This window comes from Rhizobium sp. 01N447_2 (assembly GCF_056399245.1).
Genome location: NZ_JBFTQY010000031.1, coordinates 47,423 through 63,933 on the forward strand (window position 1 = coordinate 47,423; position 16,511 = coordinate 63,933).

Genomic DNA, 16,511 nt, shown 5'->3' on the forward strand with positions numbered 1-16,511 from the left:
TCATCCCGACCATCCTGATGCCTGGCTTTGGAGGTCAATAGGAGAAAGCAATGATACGTTCGACGAGACTGCTCTGCGCCACCGCTGTGTCGGCACTCATGGGTCTGGGTATCGCTTCCGCCGATACACCGACCTACAAGATGACGACGCCTTTCGCATCGGGCGTGGCCATGCCAGACAAAATCGAGTCTTCGATCGGAACATTGAATCTCAATTACGGCTACCCGACGGTCGATACCGTCGACAAAATCTACGACAACCTAGACCGCTCGCGGGCACTGCAGGCTTATCTGCTGGCGATCCCGATCGTCAATCAGGCCGGCATGCGYGATTCGCTGCGCAAGTTCGGACCAGATAACCAGACTGACGTGATCTGGGARAATCTGGTCGATCCGAGGTCCGTAGAGCTGACGGCCAACGACAACACGATCTACAACTACGTTTGGGTCGACACGAGCAAGGGACCGCTGGTCGCCGAGATTCCACCCAAAGTGCTGGGGATGGTCGACGACTTCTGGTACAAGTGGGTGGGCGACATCGGCATTACCGGGGCCGACAAGGGCGCGGGTGGCAAGTACCTCCTATTGCCGCCTGGATTCAAGGGCGACATACCACCGGGATATCACGTTTTGCGGCCGAGCACCTTCGGCAATTACCTCGTTTTTCGCGCTTTCGTTGTGGACGGATCCACGCAACCCGGTGTTGACTCAGTCAAGAAGAACCTGCGGATCTATCCCCTTGACGAGGCCGATAATCCGCCGCCGATGAAATTCGTCAATGCCTCGGGAACTCCGTCGAACTTCATCGCGCCGGGTGACTACTCGTTCTGGAACCTGTTGAACCAGGTCATCCAGGAGGAGCCGGCGGACGGTTCCGATCCCACCACCTTGGGCCTGTTCGCGTCGATCGGCATCGTCAAGGGTCGGCCCTTCAATCCCGACGAGCGGATGAAGAAAATTCTCGCCGACGCCGCCAACATCGGCGCCGTGACGGCGAGGACGATCGCCTTCAAGGTTCGCGCGAAGGATGCGTATTTCTATCCGGACAGCACCTGGCGCCTGCCGTTTTTCGGCGGCTACAAGTTCGAGGCGGCGCCCGGTGTCAGCAACTTGGATGGCGCTGTCTTCTACTATTACTTCGCCATCGGCGTCACGCCGGCGATGGAAGAGAAGATGGTGGGCCAGGGCTCGCAATATCCCTGGTCGGTACAGGATTCGAAGGGCGATCCTTTCGATGGCGGCAAGACTTACAAGCTGCGCCTTCCGCCAAATATCCCGGTCAAGGATTTTTGGTCGGTCATCGTCTACGACAACCAGACCCGCTCGATGGTCCAAACCGACCAGCAAGCCCCAAGCGTCAGTAGCCAAAACAAAGGGGTCAAGGTCAATGCGGATGGTTCGACTGACGTCTTCTTCGGAGCCAAGGCGCCGGCGGGAATGGAGAACAACTGGGTGCAGACGATTCCGGGCAAGGGCTGGTTCATGATCCTTCGCCTCTACGGTCCGCTGGAACCGTGGTTCGACAAGACCTGGAAGCCGGACGAGATCGAACTGGTGCAGTGATCGGATCCCTCCTGCCATTGAGGCCATCGAGTAAGAGCAAGGGGAGATTCTAGGCGCCACTGACGGCGTCAACTTCCGGGGGGCGGCCAAGTATCGATTCAGACGACGAGCTGCGTGTATCGGCCGGCGCCCATCTCGTCGATCCGGAGATAGGCAGGCCGTATCTCGTGGGGGCGGCGTTCGAAGCGAACGCCAACAGAGCAGGGACGGCGACAAGGAAAGAGCGGCAGGGCGAGGGGGCGCAATCATGGCCGGTCGCTCCGATAGGAGAGATTTGTACCATCATGTCCTGAGATCGCCTGCTGTCAGGCGATGCACGCGAATGGATGAAACCGGATGGCAAACGGTGTTGGTTTCGTAAAGAGCTGCCTCAAGGACCGTGCTGATGCGATCGAGGAGTTCGCTTTGCGCAGCGAGGGGTTTCGCGACCTTTGCGACGACTTCGAGATCGCGAACAACGAAAAAGTGCGATGGGAACGGTCAACCGCTCCCGAGCGTGACGAGCGCCTCGCCGAATATAGGGAACTGATCGACAGCATGCGGGCCGAGATCGAGCAGACCCTGGACAGAGCCGCGGTCGTCCCTTTCAAACCGCCACGACGATAACACCAGGCATTCGACGCACACCAGATCAGATCAATCGCTCCAGGAGGGACAATGATGATAGACAGACTTGGCATCTTCGCAGGCGCGGCGCTCGCCGGCTTCCTCGCCCTGACCGGCGTCGGGCGCGCCGACACCATGAGCTACGCCGATGCGGTCACGACCCTCGCCAAGGAGTGCGGCCCCGACATCAAGAAGCTCTGCAATGGCGAAAACCTCGGGAACGGCCGCATCCAGGCTTGCCTCGAGAAGAACGCGTCTAAGGTCTCCCCGACCTGCACGGCGACCCTTGGCAGCGTCATGTCATCGATTGCCCAGCGCCAGGAGGCGCAGGCGTCGGTGTTCAAGGTCTGCCAGCATGACATCTCCCAATACTGCAACAGCGTGAAGGGCGACGGGAACATCCTCTCCTGCCTCGTCGAGACGAAGCGCGTGGACAACAAGGGTTGCAACCAGGCAATCACCGACGCTGGATGGCGGTGAACCATGACCGGAAAAAGGAAGAACACGATGATCGTTCATGGCCATCGCATTTCGCTGGTGCTCGGCCTGCTAATGGCTCCGTGCATCGGCTTTGCCCAGCAGCTCGACAACACGCAAATCATGACCACTCTCGGACAGGTCAAGGCGGCGGCTCCCGCCGTCGACGTCGCTCTGCTTGTGGAGGAAGCCAACGCCAATGTCGGGAAGGGCGTCGCGACCCTGCCCAACTGGAACAAGTTGTCAGAGCTCTCGCAGTTGATCGTCGAGATCGACTTCGAAAACAACTCGACTGCCATCGAGCCAAAATCCTACCGCACCGTCGGGCTCATCGCCGACGCCCTGCACCATCCTGACCTGTTCCGGTACAAGTTCCTGATCGTCGGACACTCGAGCGCGACGGGAACCGCCAAGCACAATCTCGAACTCAGCCAGAAGCGCGCCGACGCGATCAACGAAGCGCTCTCGACCACCTTTGCGGTTTCGCCGGATCGCCTTTTTTCAGTAGGAGCCGGCGAGGAATGGCCGATTGATCCAGGTCACCCGGAGTCGTCAGACAATCGACGGGTTCAACTGATCAACTTGGGACTGTTGAAATAACGCCACTCAGTGGAAAAACGGGAGGAAGCAAATGCTTAGAATTTCCGATATGTGCCTGATCGCAATCGCAGCAGGTCTTCTGTCGTCAACGCCGGTTCTCGCGCAGGACGCCATCTCGGCGCCCGCGCAGAAGACCATCGGCGCACCTAAGTCAAAAATGGTGCCGTCGCTGGCCGTCCTCAATTCCGGAGGGGCGAGGCTCGAGAACGGCAAACTGACGATGAGCGGCATCTCGGCAGTGTCTATCGTGTTTGCCGATCGCCCGGTGCGCTCTGCAGGTCACGTACTGACCTCCGAGTTCATCAAGCAGTGGGGCGAGGGGGCAGATAGCTTTGCCAAGGATCCTCCCAATGCGACGATATCGGTCCTGAGCGGAAAGGGAGATTCGGTCGCCGATGCGGTGGTCGTCCTGAAGACGCCAAAGCTCGAGGGAGCAAACCTCACCTTCGACGTGGCCGTGCTCGAAGGTGATCTCGCCGGAGCCGACGGCCCCGCATCGCTGTTCATCGACTGGTTTGCGGCACGTGGTCCTTACGGGGGCGTCGCCGTCGGAGGCGCTGGTTTTCGCGCCCCCGTCTGGCGTGGCGGATGGTATGCCCATCCGGGCGCCTATTACGGAGCGGGCGTTGTTGCGGGGGCGGCAATCGGTGCCGCAGTCGCAGAGGATCGTCGCTATTATCCGCCTCCGGCTTGCGGATATTACCCCTATCCACCCTGCTACTAGCGCCAGGGTACAGCAACATGCCAGTGCTGGTTTCGGCGCGTTGGAAGGCTAACTGCCCTTCCAGCGGGCGTTGCAAGACCGAGGACGTAGCAATTGGACCATCTATCGAATCCTGATCCAGTTCTGGAAATACTCGTCGGCACTGTGTTTCTCGTTGTGGTCATCTTCGTACACGGCGCTGGTATCCGGAGCATCAGCCTTCAGTTCAGCAAGTCATGGGCAGGCGTCACGAAGGCCACGCCGCACTGGCATCTGAACTCGATGCTGGCCGCGACGATCGCCGCGCTGGCGATTCTGCATTTCGCAGAAACGCTGATCTGGGCGATGCCTCTCTATGTCAGGGCCATCATCCCCTCGATGCGTGACAGCTACTACTACGTGCTTGAGAGCTATACGACGCTGGGCGAGGGAACCGTCACTCTCCCGGATCGGTGGCGTCTCCTCGGCCCGATCATTGGCATGTCGGGCCTCTTCACCTTCGGTTGGACGGGTAGCGTCCTGGTCAGCGTCATGACCGACTTCGGCAAGTTCGACCGCCTGCGGGCGAGGCAGGAGCGTGTGATAGAGGCAAAAGCGGAGTATCAGGATGCTCGCCCTCTCGATCACGAAGTCGCTAGATTTCCAGAAGGCGGGTAAATCTACCGCGACGGAAACCCCGTTCAACATGGTGTTCGAGGTGCGGGCCTGAAGCAACTGGTTTAGCAGCTAGCCGGCTATCTCAGTTTTCCGATGCTGGCATACATGCCCGTCGTGCGGAATTCTGTGGGATTGGTGCCGTAGACGCGGCGGAAGACCTTGGAGAAATAGTTGGGGTCTTCGAAGCCGCACATGATGGCGACTTCCTTGACCGGCAGGAAGTCGGCCTTGGTCAGAAGCTTGACGGCGCGCTGCAGGCGCTGCTGCAGCACGAATTCGGCCGGCGGCATGCCCTCGCTCTCGGCAAAGCTGCGCGAGAAATGCGCGCGGCTGAGGCCAACGATGCCGGCAAGCTCGCTGACCGGCAGCGGCTTTTCGAGATTGGCATTGATATGGTCGATCACCGGCTGCATGAGGCTGAGCTCGGCGGCAAAGGCCGGCGAACCGAAGACGTCGTCGTAAAGCGCCATCGCCGCTTCGTAGGCAATCGCCGAGGCGGCACCCGGCGATGTCGCGCCCTTGACGAGGCGCAGGCTGCAATCGGCAAGATGATCGACGGTCGAGGGCTGCAGCTTCAGTACCGGGCCGGCGGTCGAAAGCACCATCTGGTGGATACGCAGCGTTTCCTCGCCATTCATCGAGATCCAGAAATATTCCCAGCGGTCGCCCTTCTCCAGCCAGTAGCGATGATTGTGCGGCACCAGAACGAGCAGCGTGTCGCCGCCCTGAAGGCGATAGTTGCGGTTTTGATAGCGCAGCTTGCCGCTGCCGCTGATCGTGTGCTGCAGCACGGTGAAGGGGGTCTGGCCGCGCCGGCGGCCGTCCCAGTCATAGGTCTCGTTCTCGCGCACTTCATAGCCGGCGCTGGTCGGCATGGCGTGCAGCCGCTGGCGGCCGCGGGGCAGCGAAACCGTCCTCATCGACTGTCCGTTGGCGATCAAATCCTGCAGCACAAAATTACCCCTGAAAGCATAATCCTTCTCTGGTCGCCCTGCCGATTTCGGGCATAATCCCGCTCGACAAGAGGAAGAGACCACGGTCGACAGAGCGGCCGGGAGGAAAAAGGCAGATTTTACGGCGTTTTCAGCCACATGCGTCAGCATGCGGCCTGATCCTCCATAACTTCTTTTCCTTAGCATTCGATTGGGTCGAGGTGAAGATCATGAGTTTCAAAATCGCTATCATCGGTGCGGGCAGCGTCGGTTTCACCAAGAAGCTGTTCACCGACATATTGTGCGTTCCGGAGTTTCGCGACATCGAATTCGCGCTGACCGACCTCAGCGAACATAATCTCGAGATGATCAAGGCGATCCTCGATCGCGTCGTCGAGGCGAACGGGCTGCCGACGAAGGTGACGGCTACGACCAACCGGCGCCAGGCGCTGGAAGGCGCACGCTACATCATCAGCTGCGTCCGGGTCGGTGGGCTCGAGGCCTATGCCGACGATATCAGAATCCCGCTGAAATACGGCATCGATCAGTGCGTCGGTGATACCATCTGCGCCGGCGGCATCCTCTATGGCCAGCGCAACATCCCCGTCATTCTCGACTTCTGCAAGGATATCCGCGAAGTGGCGGCGCCCGGCGCGAAATTCCTGAACTATGCCAACCCGATGGCGATGAACACCTGGGCGGCGATCGAATACGGCAAGGTCGATACCGTCGGCCTCTGCCACGGCGTCCAGCACGGCGCCGAGCAGATCGCCGAGGTGCTCGGCGCGAAGTCGGTAAGCGAGCTCGACTATATCTGCTCCGGCATCAACCACCAGACCTGGTTCATCGACCTGCGCCTCAACGGTCGCAGGATCGGCAAGGACGAGCTGATCGGCGCCTTCGAGGCGCATCCGGTCTATTCGCAGCAGGAGAAATTGCGCATCGACGTGCTGAAGCGTTTCGGCGTCTATTCCACCGAAAGCAACGGCCATCTCTCGGAATACCTGCCCTGGTATCGCAAGCGGCCGGACGAGATCACCCGCTGGATCGACATGTCCGACTGGATCCACGGCGAGACCGGCGGCTACCTCCGTCATTCGACGGAAACGCGCAACTGGTTCGAGACGGAATATCCGCAATTCCTGGAATCCGCCTCGCAGCCAATCGATCCTGCCAAGCGCTCGAACGAGCACGCAAGCCATATCCTGGAGGCGCTGGAGACCAACCGGGTCTATCGCGGCCATTTCAACGTCAAGAACAATGGTGTCATCACCAACCTGCCTTCGGATGCGATCATCGAATCGCCGGGCTTCGTCGATCGCTTCGGCATCAACATGGTCTCCGGCGTCACCCTGCCGGAAGCCTGTGCGGCCACCTGCATTTCCTCGATCAACGTCCAGCGCATGTCGGTGCACGCGGCCATATCAGGCGATATCGACCTTCTGAAGCTTGCCGTGCTGCACGATCCGCTGGTCGGCGCCGTCTCGACGCCCGAGGAAGTCTGGCAGATGGTCGACGAGATGGTCGTTGCCCAGGCCGCCTGGCTGCCGCAATATGCCCATGCCGTGCCGGCCGCCAAGGAGCGGCTGTCGAAATCGAAGGTGCAGACCCGCGACTGGGCGGGGGCTGCACGCCGCAACGTTCGCTCGATCGAGGAGCTGCGCGCGGAAAAGGCGGCGCTGAAAAAGGCCGTCTGATTTTTGTGAAGGATGGGTCGTCATGGGTTTCCGGGAGGGAAATCCATGACATCAGACCCGCTTTCATGTCGTTCGAGGAAAAGGAGCCGCGTGATCGCGCTCCGGAACAAGAGGGAGAAACGATGATGAATTTCCGTAACGCAGGCATTCTGGCCGGACTGGCGCTCAGCGTCTCAGCCGCGGCGCTGAATGCATATGCCTCCGAGGCAACCGTTCCGCCGGCGCCGGCGGATTTCCCCGCCGAAGGCAAGATCAACTATGTCGGGCGCGACTCCATTCTGGAGTTCAAGGCGCTGCCCGAATATCACGAGCCCGACTGGGTCACGAAGAATTTCGTCGCCACCGGCAAGCTGCCGCCGGTCAAGGACCGCCTGCCGAAGGAGCCGCTGGTCTTCAAGACCGGCAATATGCCCGACGGCATCGGCGTCTACGGCGATACCATGCGCCACGTCATCGGCGGCCGGCCGGAAGGCTGGAACTACGGCGCCGGCCAGACGCAGGGTTGGGGCGGCATCGATATCGGCCTTTCCGAATGCCTGACGCGCACCGCGCCGCTGTTCCAGGTGCAGGCCTCAGATACCGAGCCGCTGCCGAACCTCGCCAAGAGCTGGGATTGGTCCGAAGACGGCCACAAGCTGACCATGCACCTGATCGAAGGCGCCAAATGGTCTGACGGCGCGCCGTTCAACGCCGACGACATCATGTTCTACTGGGACGACGAAGTCATCGACCCGAACGTCTCGCCGCTCGGTGGCGGCGCATCGCCGGAAGCCTTCGGCGCCGGGACGACGCTGAAGAAGGTCGACGATTACACCGTCGAATGGACCTTCAAGGAGGCCTTCCCGAAGCAATATCTCTACACCATGTCCTACCCGAATTTCTGCCCGGGTCCGTCGCACATCCTGAAGTCGAAGCATCCGAAATATTCGAAGAACACCTACGACCAGTTCAAGAACGCCTTCCCGCCCGAGTTCATGAACATGCCGGTCATGGGCGCCTGGGTACCGGTCGAATATCGCCCGGATGACATCATCGTCATGCGGCGCAACCCCTATTACTGGAAGGTCGACGAGAAGGGCGATCAGCTGCCTTATCTCAACGAGCTGCACTACAAGCTCTCGACCTGGGCCGACCGTGACGTTCAGGCCRTGGCAGGCTCCGCCGATTTCTCCAACCTCGAGCAGCCGGAAAACTTCGTCGCTTCGCTGAAGCGCGCCGCCGAGAAGACCGCGCCCGCCCGGCTTGCCTTCGGCCCGCGCCTGATCGGCTATAACTTGCGCATGAATTTCTCCGCCAATGGCTGGGGCAACCCGGACGAGCGCGGCGAGGCGATCCGCGAATTGAACCGCAACGAGGACTTCCGCAAGGCCGTCACCATGGCGCTCGACCGCAAGGCGATCGGCGACTCGCTGGTCAAGRGGCCGTTCACGGCGATCTATCCAGGCGGGCTGTCCTCCGGCACCAGCTTCTACGACCGCAATTCCACCGTCTACTATCCCTTTGATTTGAAGGGCGCCAAGGCGGAGCTCGCCAAGGCCGGTCTGAAGGACACGGATGGCGATGGCGTCGTCAACTTCCCGGCCGGCACGGCGGGTGGCAAGGATGTCGAAATCGTCATGCTGATCAACAATCAGTACACGACCGACAAGAGCCTTGCCGAAGGTGTCGTCGGCCAGATGGAGAAGCTCGGGCTGAAGATCGTCATCAATGCGCTCGACGGCGCCAAGCGTGACGACGCCCATTATGCGGGCCGCTTCGACTGGCTGATCCAGCGCAACACGACGGAGCTGTCGTCGGTGGTGCAGAACACCGAGCAGCTCGCCCCTGTCGGTCCGCGCACCAGTTGGCACCATCGCGCCGGCAAGGATGACCAGCTTGATCTGATGCCCTTCGAAAAGGAGCTTGTCGATGTCGTCAACAAGTTCAGGACGAGCCAGAACAACGACGAGCGCGTCGATCTGATGAAGCAGTATCAGAAGATCTCGACGGAGCACGTCAATACCGTCGGCCTGACGGAATATCCCGGCGCCCTGATCGTCAACAAGCGGTTCTCCAACGTGCCCCAGGGTACGCCGATCATGATGTTCAACTGGGCTGAAGATTCGGTGATCCGCGAACGCCTGTGGGTGGCTGCGGACAAGCAGGGCAAATACGAGCTGTTCCCCGAACAACTGCCCGGCAAGCCCGGCGAAAAGGGCCCGATAAACTAAGCTCCCTCCCAGCTGAAGTGAGCTCCAGGCCGCGCGTGCCGCGCGCGGCCTGACATGACCAACAAGCCGGCCGCGCTGACAAGGAGCGACTGGCGGCAAGGAGAAGCGAACCGTTCGATGTTACGATTCCTGCTCGTGCGCATAGCCTCCGCGATCCCCATTCTCTTCATCCTGAGCGTGGTGACCTTCGCGATCATCCAGGCACCACCCGGCGACTACGCCGATTATATAAGATCACAGCTGATCAACCAGGGCGGCGCGTCCTATGCCCAGGCTGAAGCGCAGGCGCAGCTCTACCGGGTCGAGCACGGCCTCGATAAGCCGATGGTCGTCCAATACGTCAACTGGATCGGCGGGATCGTGACCCGCGGTGATTTCGGCTACAGCATGTTTTACAACAAGCCGGTCGCCGATGTCGTCGGTGAACGCCTGCCGCGGACATTGCTTCTGGCGCTCGTCTGCCATCTCTTTGCCTCGGTGCTCGGCATCGGCTTCGGCATCTGGGCGGCGACGCGACAATATAGCTGGATCGACAGCCTGCTTTCGGGAATTTCCTTCCTCGGCATGACGGTGCCGCGCTTCCTSATGGCGCTGATCATCGTCTATCTCCTGGTCTTCCAGCTCAACGTCTCCGAAATCGGCAGCTTCTTCTCGCCGCAATATGGCGGGGCGCCCTGGTCGTGGGCGAAGTTCGCCGATCTGGTTCACCATGTCTGGCCGGTCGTGGCGATCGCCACCTTCGGCGGGCTCGCCTACAATATGCGCGTCATGCGCGGCAATCTGCTCGATACGCTGAATGCCCAATATGTCGAAACGGCCAAGGCCAAAGGGCTTTCCGGCGCAGCCGTGGTGATGCGCCATGCGGTGCCGAACGCGCTGCACCCGCTGGTGATGTACCAGGGCGTCGTGCTGCCCTACATGCTGACCGGCGAGATCGAAACCGCGATCATTTTCGCATTGCCGACCGTCGGCCCGGCGATCGTCGGCTCGATGGCGGTCGGCGACGTCTATGTCACCGCCACCTTCATGATGGTGCTGTCGGCGACGCTGATCGTCGGCAACATCATCGCCGACATGCTGCTCGCCCTGCTCGATCCCCGTGTCCGCCAATATGGAGGAGCCTGAAATGCTGGCTTTCGACTCCGCGCCACCTCCGCCGACGACAGAACTTTCCATCAACAAGCCATCGCGTGGGCATGAAAGCTATATCGCCCTTGTCTGGCGCCGGCTGAGGCGCTCCTGGACCGGCATGGCAGGGCTGGTGCTCGTCGTGCTCTTGATCGTCATGGCGATCTTTGCCGATTTCTTTGCGCCGATGGACCCGAAGGCGACGGATGTCGGCTTCGCGCCGCCGCAGGTGATGAGCTTCCACGACAAGGACGGCAATTTCGTCTTCCAGCCGCGCGTTTATGCGCTGTCGGATTCCGAAGAGCTCGACCCCGTCACCTTCCAGCCGATCGTCGGCATCGACTACGACAACCCGCGGCTGCTCGGCTTCTTCGTCAAGGGCGCTGAATACCAGCTCTTCGGGCTGATCCCGGCAAGCCGGCACTTCTTCGGCTCGACCGACGGCCAGCCGGTGCATTTCCTCGGCACCGACAAGTTCGGCCGCGACGTGCTGTCGCGCGCCATCATCGGCTCGCGCATTTCGCTGACCATTGCCCTGACGGTGGTCTTCATCGTCACCATCATCGGCACGACCGTCGGCATGGTGTCGGGCTATTTCGGCGGCACATTCGATATCTGGTTGCAGCGTTTCGTCGAACTGGTGCTCGCCTTCCCGCAGCTGCCGCTCTATCTGGCGCTGACCTCGCTGATCCCGGTGACGGCGCCGACCAACGTCTTCCTGGCCTTCGTCATTGCCGTCATGTCGGCGCTCGGCTGGGCGCAGATGTCGCGCGAGGTGCGCGGCAAGACCTTAGCACTTGCCCGCATCGATTATGTCAGGGCAGCAATGGCCGTCGGCGCCACCGACACGCGCATCATCATGCAGCACATCTTCCCGAACGTGATGAGCCACGTCATCGTCGCGGTGACGCTGCATATACCGAGCGTCGTGCTCTTGGAATCCTTCCTCGGTTTCCTCGGCTTTGCGGTCAAGCCGCCGCTGATCTCCTGGGGGCTGATGCTGCAGGATACGGCGACCTATTCGGTGATCGGCTCCTATCCCTGGATTCTCTCCCCCGTCGGCTTCGTGCTCGTCACCGTCTTCGCATTCAATGCGCTCGGCGACGGATTGCGCGACGCGGTCGATCCTTATTGAGGTGATGAAGATGGCTCTTGCACTGGTCAATTCCTTCGCCCCGCCCGTCCGCCACGACCATGATGGCCGTTCGGACACGCCAATCATCGACGCCCGCAATGYGGCGGTAAATTTCAAGGTCGAGGACGGCATGGTCGAAGCCGTCAAGGACGTCTCCTTTCAGCTCTATCGCGGCGAGACCATCGCGATCGTCGGCGAATCCGGTTCGGGCAAATCGGTAACGGCGCGAACGGTGATGGGACTGTTGTCGAAACGCGCCGTCGTCTCCGAGAAATCGACGGTCGCCTATGACGGCAGCAATATCCTGAAATTTTCCGAGCGGGCGCGCCGCAAGCTGCGCGGCGACCGCATCTCGATGATCTTCCAGGAGCCGATGAGTTCGCTCAACCCGATCTATACGATCGGCAGCCAGATCGTCGAAGCGATCCGCGTCCATCGCCGGATCAGCAGGAGGGATGCGCAAAAGCGCGCGCTCGAACTGCTCGAACATGTGCAGATCCCCGATCCTGCCGCGCGGCTCATGCAATATCCGCATCAGCTTTCCGGCGGCCAGCGCCAGCGCGTGATGATCGCCATGGCGCTTGCCAACGATCCGGACGTGCTGATCGCCGACGAGCCGACGACGGCGCTCGACGTCACCGTGCAGGCGCAGATCCTGAACCTGATCCGCAACCTGCAGAAGGAGCTGGGGATGGCCGTCATCCYCATCACCCACGATCTGACCGTGGTGCGGCAGTTCTCCGATTACGTCTATGTGATGCAGCTTGGCGAAGTGCGCGAGCACAACACCACCGAAGCGCTGTTTGCCAATCCGCAGGACGCCTATACCAGGCATCTGCTTGCCTCCGAGCCGCGTGGCCAGGCCAATCCGCTGCCCGAAGGGTCGGATGTCATCCTCGATGCCAAGGGCGTGCGCGTCTCCTTCATGATGCGTCACGGCACCTTTCTCAGGCCGGCAATGCGTGAACTTGTCGCCGTCGACAGCCTCGACCTGACGCTGCGCCGTCACGAGACGCTCGGTCTCGTCGGCGAATCCGGCTCCGGCAAGACGACGTTCGGCCAGGCGATCCTGCGGCTGAACACGCCGGACAGCGGCGAGATCCATTTCGACCATCAACCGATCCACGGCCTTTCCAGAGCTGAGATGCGGCCTTTGCGCGCCCGCATGCAGGTGGTGTTCCAGGATCCTTTCTCATCGCTCAACCCGCGCATGACGATCGGCCAGATCATCGAGGAGGGGCTCGTCGTCAACAGGCTGGGCGCGACCAAGGGCGAACGCCAGGACCGGGTGCGCGAGGCGCTTGTCGCCGCCGGCATGCCGGGAAATATCCTGTCGCGTTTCCCGCACGAATTTTCCGGCGGCCAGCGCCAGCGTATCGCGATTGCCCGCGCCATCGCGCTGGAGCCGGAATTTATCCTGCTCGACGAGCCGACATCGGCGCTCGACCTTTCCGTTCAGGCGCAGATCATCGAACTCCTGCGCAAGCTGCAGGACGAGCGCGGCTTAAGTTACCTCTTCATCTCCCACGATCTCAAAGTGGTGCGGGCGCTCTGCCATCGCGTCATCGTCATGCAGCATGGCAAGATCGTCGAAGAGGGCCCTGTCAACGAGGTTCTCACCCATCCCAAGACCGCCTACACCGAACGGCTCGTCAAGGCCGCTTTCGAGGTAGCATGATTGCCGAATGCCGGAGGTTATAATGGCAAGAAATCCCAAAATCACTTTCATCGGAGCTGGCTCCACCGTCTTCATGAAGAACATCGTCGGCGACGTGCTGCAGCGTCCGGCCCTGTCAGGCGCGACAATCGCCTTGATGGATCTCAACCCGCAGCGGCTGGAAGAAAGCGCCATCGTCGTCAACAAGCTGATCTCGACGCTCGGCGTGAAGGCGAAGGCGGAAACCTATTCCGACCAGCGCAAGGCGCTGTCGGGCGCCGATTTCGTCGTCGTCGCCTTCCAGATCGGCGGCTATGAGCCCTGCACGGTCACCGATTTCGAAGTGCCGAAGAAATACGGGCTGCGCCAGACGATCGCCGATACGCTCGGCGTTGGCGGCATCATGCGCGGGCTCCGCACCGTGCCGCATCTCTGGAAAGTCTGCGAGGACATGCTCGCCGTCTGCCCCGAGGCGATCATGCTGCAATATGTCAACCCGATGGCGATCAACACCTGGGCGATATCAGAGAAATATCCGACCATCCGCCAGGTCGGCCTCTGCCATTCGGTGCAGGGCACGGCGATGGAATTGGCCCATGACCTCGACATTCCCTACGAGGAAATCCGTTACCGCGCGGCCGGCATCAACCACATGGCCTTCTATCTCAAATTCGAGCATCGCCAGCCGGACGGTTCCTACCGCAATCTCTATCCGGACCTTTTGCGCGCCTATCGCGAGGGCAGGGCGCCGAAGCCCGGCTGGAACCCGCGCTGCCCGAACAAGGTGCGCTACGAGATGCTGACGCGGCTTGGCTATTTCGTCACCGAAAGCTCGGAGCATTTCGCCGAATACACGCCCTATTTCATCAAGGAAGGCCGTGAGGACCTGATCGAGAAATTCGGCATTCCGCTCGATGAATATCCGAAGCGTTGCATCGAGCAGATCGAGCGCTGGAAAGGGCAGGCGGAGGCCTATCGTTCGGCCGACAAGATCGAGGTTCAGCCGTCGAAGGAATATGCCTCCTCGATCATCAACTCGGTCTGGACGGGCGAACCCTCGGTGATCTACGGCAATGTCCGCAATAATGGCTGCATCACCTCTTTGCCGACCAATTGCGCCGCCGAGGTGCCCTGCCTCGTCGATGCCTCCGGCATCCAGCCGACCTTCATCGGCGACCTGCCGCCGCAGCTGACGGCGCTGATCCGCACCAATATCAACGTGCAGGAGCTGACGGTGCAGGCGCTGATGACGGAAAATCGCGAGCACATCTACCACGCCGCGATGATGGATCCGCATACGGCAGCCGAACTCGACCTCGACCAGATCTGGTCGCTGGTGGACGATCTGCTCGCCACCCACGGCGACTGGCTGCCCGAATGGGCGCGCACGACCCGCAAGGTACAGGCCGCCTGACCCCCTCTCCCGGGTAAGGCGTCAAGGAGCCCCGCGGTCGCAACAACCGCGGGGCTCTTTGCGTGGGGAGGGGGCGTTTTGCGATTTGGGGACGTGACTCGCATGGCCGGATCGGCATCCTGTCACCACTTTCTTGAATGCGCCTGCAGAGCCGAATCGAAGGCGCTTAACCGAAAATAAGGCGAAGCTTTCGAAGCACGGCGGTAGGACGCAGCGCAACAGCGACGGCTATCGCGAGCGGTTGTTGGGTTAAAACGAAAGAGCCTCATGCTGCTGCCAAAATTCCGACCGGATCGTCCGCTTGGAACAGATCTTCCTAATATACGTTTGTGGGAAGCCTGCCCCACGGAGGACGCCATGATCAGCATCTGGGATGCGAACGTCGAATTGAAGATAGATGATCGTTTTCACGTCATCAGGAGCGCTCGAGAGGCGGTCGCATTTTTGAAGAAATCCTGGCCCGATAACAGGAGCGCAAGCTACGCGACAGCGCGGAAGGTATGTCTGGACGCGGCGAATGGCGTTGTTCCCGGTGCGGAAGCGCGAGCTGCATTTGAGGCTGCGGCGAAGGAGGCCGGCATCCTGCGACAAACGTAACATCGCTTCGTTCCAAGTGAGAAATTGGATCATGCCTCCCGCCCTCGACGTCCCGTGAGCAACGCGCTCGCCGGCCTCAACTGAAATCGGGAGATTCATCGGAACTGTGCGAGGCCTTTAGGGATTACCTTGTTCGTTACCTGCCATTGAACAGGAGGCGCTGGCGCAGTGCCATGAGGAGCGACATGACAGAGAGTGATGCACTCCGCCAGGAAATCTATCGGCTTGCCGCGGCGGCCGATGCTGACCCAGAAACAACGTCGAATTTGAAGGCGCTGGCCGTGCAGCTCTGGGCAAACTTCGACGAATTCACGGTCGAGGAACTGGAAGATATACTGAGGGACGAATGGAGAACTCGCGGACTGCCGTTCAACGACAACGCGGATATGTAGGCGCTTCTAGAATTGGAGGCGTCTTTGCTACCTCAGAGGCCTCTGTGCGGCGTTCGCAATCAGGCCCCTAGCTGATCTTTGTTCGATCTATGACGCATGCGACTCGTGAGCAGTGGCGCCGATATTTTCCGCGCGGCGAATTCCTCAAATTTGGGTACTTGAAAGTACCTAAAATGTCCCTATAGTTGAGTCCCTTGGAGAAAAATCGGCCAATGGACTTCGCACTCCTTTTCAACCTGTTCCGCAAGCCCAAGCAGGCCAAGGTCGCTGACGTCACACTCTGGCACAAATACGAGACACTCTTGCCGGTGCCACTCGTCGACGGCGCCGCCCGAAACCCGTCGGGACAAATCTGGCGCCGGCTGAACGGTGTGCAATGGGAATATCAGCAGGACCCCGAAACGATTGAAGAATTCGATGCTCGACAATATTAAGGCTTAAAGCCCAACCGTCGCAGGGAAATTGTCATAAACTCCCCACCCTTTTGCGAGTGATTATCGTCGTCAGCTATACCCGCGCACATAGGTGCCAATCTTACGATAATAGCCACCCGCATAGACACTCCCGCCATAACTCGGCGCTGGCTTCGCCCATGACGAGCGGATCCGGTTGAATGGGATCGATGCTCCGGAAAGCTGGCGGACCTGTCGCGACGTTCAGGGAGGCCGTACCGTTGCGGCAAGGATGCCGCGTTCGCACTCGACGAGTTCCTTTCGAAATCGCGCCCGATCCGCTGCGTAGGCC

At 60.5% G+C, this 16,511-nt stretch carries 16 protein-coding genes and 1 pseudogene; 16 read left to right on the forward strand and 1 reads right to left on the reverse strand.

All coding sequences use genetic code 11. The features are described 5' to 3' along the window. Nucleotides 1–50: 50 nt before the first annotated feature. The 6 genes from AC1ECN_RS21045 (at nucleotide 51) to AC1ECN_RS21070 (ending at nucleotide 4,605) form a co-directional block, all read left to right on the forward strand. The gene (locus tag AC1ECN_RS21045; protein WP_130674085.1) at nucleotides 51–1,562 is read left to right on the forward strand and encodes a DUF1254 domain-containing protein; all 1,512 of its coding nucleotides are present in this window, start codon (nucleotides 51–53) and stop codon (nucleotides 1,560–1,562) included. 336 nt (nucleotides 1,563–1,898) lie between these two features. Next, nucleotides 1,899–2,168: a hypothetical protein gene (locus tag AC1ECN_RS21050; RefSeq protein ID WP_018069886.1), complete on the forward strand. Its 270-nt coding sequence runs from the start codon at nucleotides 1,899–1,901 to the stop codon at nucleotides 2,166–2,168. A 51-nt stretch (nucleotides 2,169–2,219) separates the two neighbouring features. Further along, the gene (locus tag AC1ECN_RS21055; protein WP_130655398.1) at nucleotides 2,220–2,648 is read left to right on the forward strand and encodes a cysteine rich repeat-containing protein; all 429 of its coding nucleotides are present in this window, start codon (nucleotides 2,220–2,222) and stop codon (nucleotides 2,646–2,648) included. Between the two features lie 27 nt (nucleotides 2,649–2,675). Then, nucleotides 2,676–3,245 carry an OmpA family protein gene (locus AC1ECN_RS21060; RefSeq protein ID WP_130656916.1) on the forward strand — a complete coding sequence of 190 codons (570 nt, stop codon included), beginning with the start codon at nucleotides 2,676–2,678 and terminating at the stop codon, nucleotides 3,243–3,245. 31 nt (nucleotides 3,246–3,276) lie between these two features. Then, complete coding sequence (locus AC1ECN_RS21065) at nucleotides 3,277–3,969, forward strand: hypothetical protein (RefSeq protein ID WP_017968854.1); 693 nt, start codon at nucleotides 3,277–3,279, stop codon at nucleotides 3,967–3,969. Between the two features lie 93 nt (nucleotides 3,970–4,062). After that, a complete protein-coding gene (locus AC1ECN_RS21070; RefSeq protein ID WP_130655399.1) occupies nucleotides 4,063–4,605 on the forward strand; it encodes a potassium channel family protein in 543 nt (180 codons plus the stop codon). 77 nt (nucleotides 4,606–4,682) lie between these two features. Here the strand turns inward: AC1ECN_RS21070 and AC1ECN_RS21075 are convergent, their stop codons facing one another. Then, nucleotides 4,683–5,708, reverse strand: coding sequence for an AraC family transcriptional regulator (locus AC1ECN_RS21075; protein WP_197726577.1), 1,026 nt, complete (start codon nucleotides 5,706–5,708; stop codon nucleotides 4,683–4,685). Between the two features lie 59 nt (nucleotides 5,709–5,767). On the opposite strand from AC1ECN_RS21075, the gene melA (AC1ECN_RS21080) reads away from it, so the two are divergent. From melA (AC1ECN_RS21080) to AC1ECN_RS21125, 10 genes and pseudogenes are all read left to right on the forward strand, one after another. Beyond that, nucleotides 5,768–7,234 (forward strand): alpha-glucosidase/alpha-galactosidase, encoded by a 1,467-nt coding sequence (gene melA / locus AC1ECN_RS21080; RefSeq protein ID WP_130660464.1) that lies wholly within the window; start codon nucleotides 5,768–5,770, stop codon nucleotides 7,232–7,234. Nucleotides 7,235–7,356: 122 nt separating this feature from the next. Further along, nucleotides 7,357–9,444 carry an ABC transporter substrate-binding protein gene (locus AC1ECN_RS21085; RefSeq protein WP_477954003.1) on the forward strand — a complete coding sequence of 696 codons (2,088 nt, stop codon included), beginning with the start codon at nucleotides 7,357–7,359 and terminating at the stop codon, nucleotides 9,442–9,444. Nucleotides 9,445–9,561: 117 nt separating this feature from the next. After that, nucleotides 9,562–10,569: an ABC transporter permease gene (locus AC1ECN_RS21090; RefSeq protein WP_024319918.1), complete on the forward strand. Its 1,008-nt coding sequence runs from the start codon at nucleotides 9,562–9,564 to the stop codon at nucleotides 10,567–10,569. Nucleotide 10,570: 1 nt separating this feature from the next. Next, nucleotides 10,571–11,707, forward strand: coding sequence for an ABC transporter permease (locus tag AC1ECN_RS21095; RefSeq protein WP_017968293.1), 1,137 nt, complete (start codon nucleotides 10,571–10,573; stop codon nucleotides 11,705–11,707). A gap of 10 nt (nucleotides 11,708–11,717) precedes the next feature. Further along, nucleotides 11,718–13,385 (forward strand): ABC transporter ATP-binding protein, encoded by a 1,668-nt coding sequence (locus AC1ECN_RS21100; protein WP_477954005.1) that lies wholly within the window; start codon nucleotides 11,718–11,720, stop codon nucleotides 13,383–13,385. Between the two features lie 22 nt (nucleotides 13,386–13,407). Next, nucleotides 13,408–14,778 carry an alpha-glucosidase/alpha-galactosidase gene (gene melA, locus AC1ECN_RS21105; RefSeq protein WP_024319921.1) on the forward strand — a complete coding sequence of 457 codons (1,371 nt, stop codon included), beginning with the start codon at nucleotides 13,408–13,410 and terminating at the stop codon, nucleotides 14,776–14,778. 357 nt (nucleotides 14,779–15,135) lie between these two features. Continuing rightward, complete coding sequence (locus AC1ECN_RS21110; RefSeq protein WP_018497060.1) at nucleotides 15,136–15,375, forward strand: DUF982 domain-containing protein; 240 nt, start codon at nucleotides 15,136–15,138, stop codon at nucleotides 15,373–15,375. Nucleotides 15,376–15,560: 185 nt separating this feature from the next. Next, the gene (locus tag AC1ECN_RS21115) at nucleotides 15,561–15,767 is read left to right on the forward strand and encodes a hypothetical protein (RefSeq protein WP_024319922.1); all 207 of its coding nucleotides are present in this window, start codon (nucleotides 15,561–15,563) and stop codon (nucleotides 15,765–15,767) included. Nucleotides 15,768–15,979: 212 nt separating this feature from the next. Next, nucleotides 15,980–16,201: a hypothetical protein gene (locus AC1ECN_RS21120; protein WP_018069898.1), complete on the forward strand. Its 222-nt coding sequence runs from the start codon at nucleotides 15,980–15,982 to the stop codon at nucleotides 16,199–16,201. Between the two features lie 169 nt (nucleotides 16,202–16,370). Further along, a pseudogene (locus AC1ECN_RS21125) lies at nucleotides 16,371–16,511 on the forward strand (thermonuclease family protein); the annotation flags it as partial.

Excerpts from the sequence above, each read along its gene's own strand:
- AC1ECN_RS21055 (WP_130655398.1), top strand. The coding sequence starts at position 2,220 with ATGATGATAGACAGACTTGGCATCTTCGCAGGCGCGGCGCTCGCCGGC.
- AC1ECN_RS21060 (WP_130656916.1), top strand. The coding sequence starts at position 2,676 with ATGATCGTTCATGGCCATCGCATTTCGCTGGTGCTCGGCCTGCTAATG.
- AC1ECN_RS21120 (WP_018069898.1), top strand. The coding sequence starts at position 15,980 with ATGGACTTCGCACTCCTTTTCAACCTGTTCCGCAAGCCCAAGCAGGCC.
- AC1ECN_RS21095 (WP_017968293.1), top strand. The coding sequence starts at position 10,571 with ATGCTGGCTTTCGACTCCGCGCCACCTCCGCCGACGACAGAACTTTCC.
- AC1ECN_RS21050 (WP_018069886.1), top strand. The coding sequence starts at position 1,899 with ATGGCAAACGGTGTTGGTTTCGTAAAGAGCTGCCTCAAGGACCGTGCT.
- AC1ECN_RS21065 (WP_017968854.1), top strand. The coding sequence starts at position 3,277 with ATGCTTAGAATTTCCGATATGTGCCTGATCGCAATCGCAGCAGGTCTT.
- AC1ECN_RS21115 (WP_024319922.1), top strand. The coding sequence starts at position 15,561 with ATGACAGAGAGTGATGCACTCCGCCAGGAAATCTATCGGCTTGCCGCG.
- AC1ECN_RS21075 (WP_197726577.1), bottom strand. The coding sequence starts at position 5,708 with ATGCTGACGCATGTGGCTGAAAACGCCGTAAAATCTGCCTTTTTCCTC.
- melA (WP_024319921.1), top strand. The coding sequence starts at position 13,408 with ATGGCAAGAAATCCCAAAATCACTTTCATCGGAGCTGGCTCCACCGTC.
- melA (WP_130660464.1), top strand. The coding sequence starts at position 5,768 with ATGAGTTTCAAAATCGCTATCATCGGTGCGGGCAGCGTCGGTTTCACC.
- AC1ECN_RS21110 (WP_018497060.1), top strand. The coding sequence starts at position 15,136 with ATGATCAGCATCTGGGATGCGAACGTCGAATTGAAGATAGATGATCGT.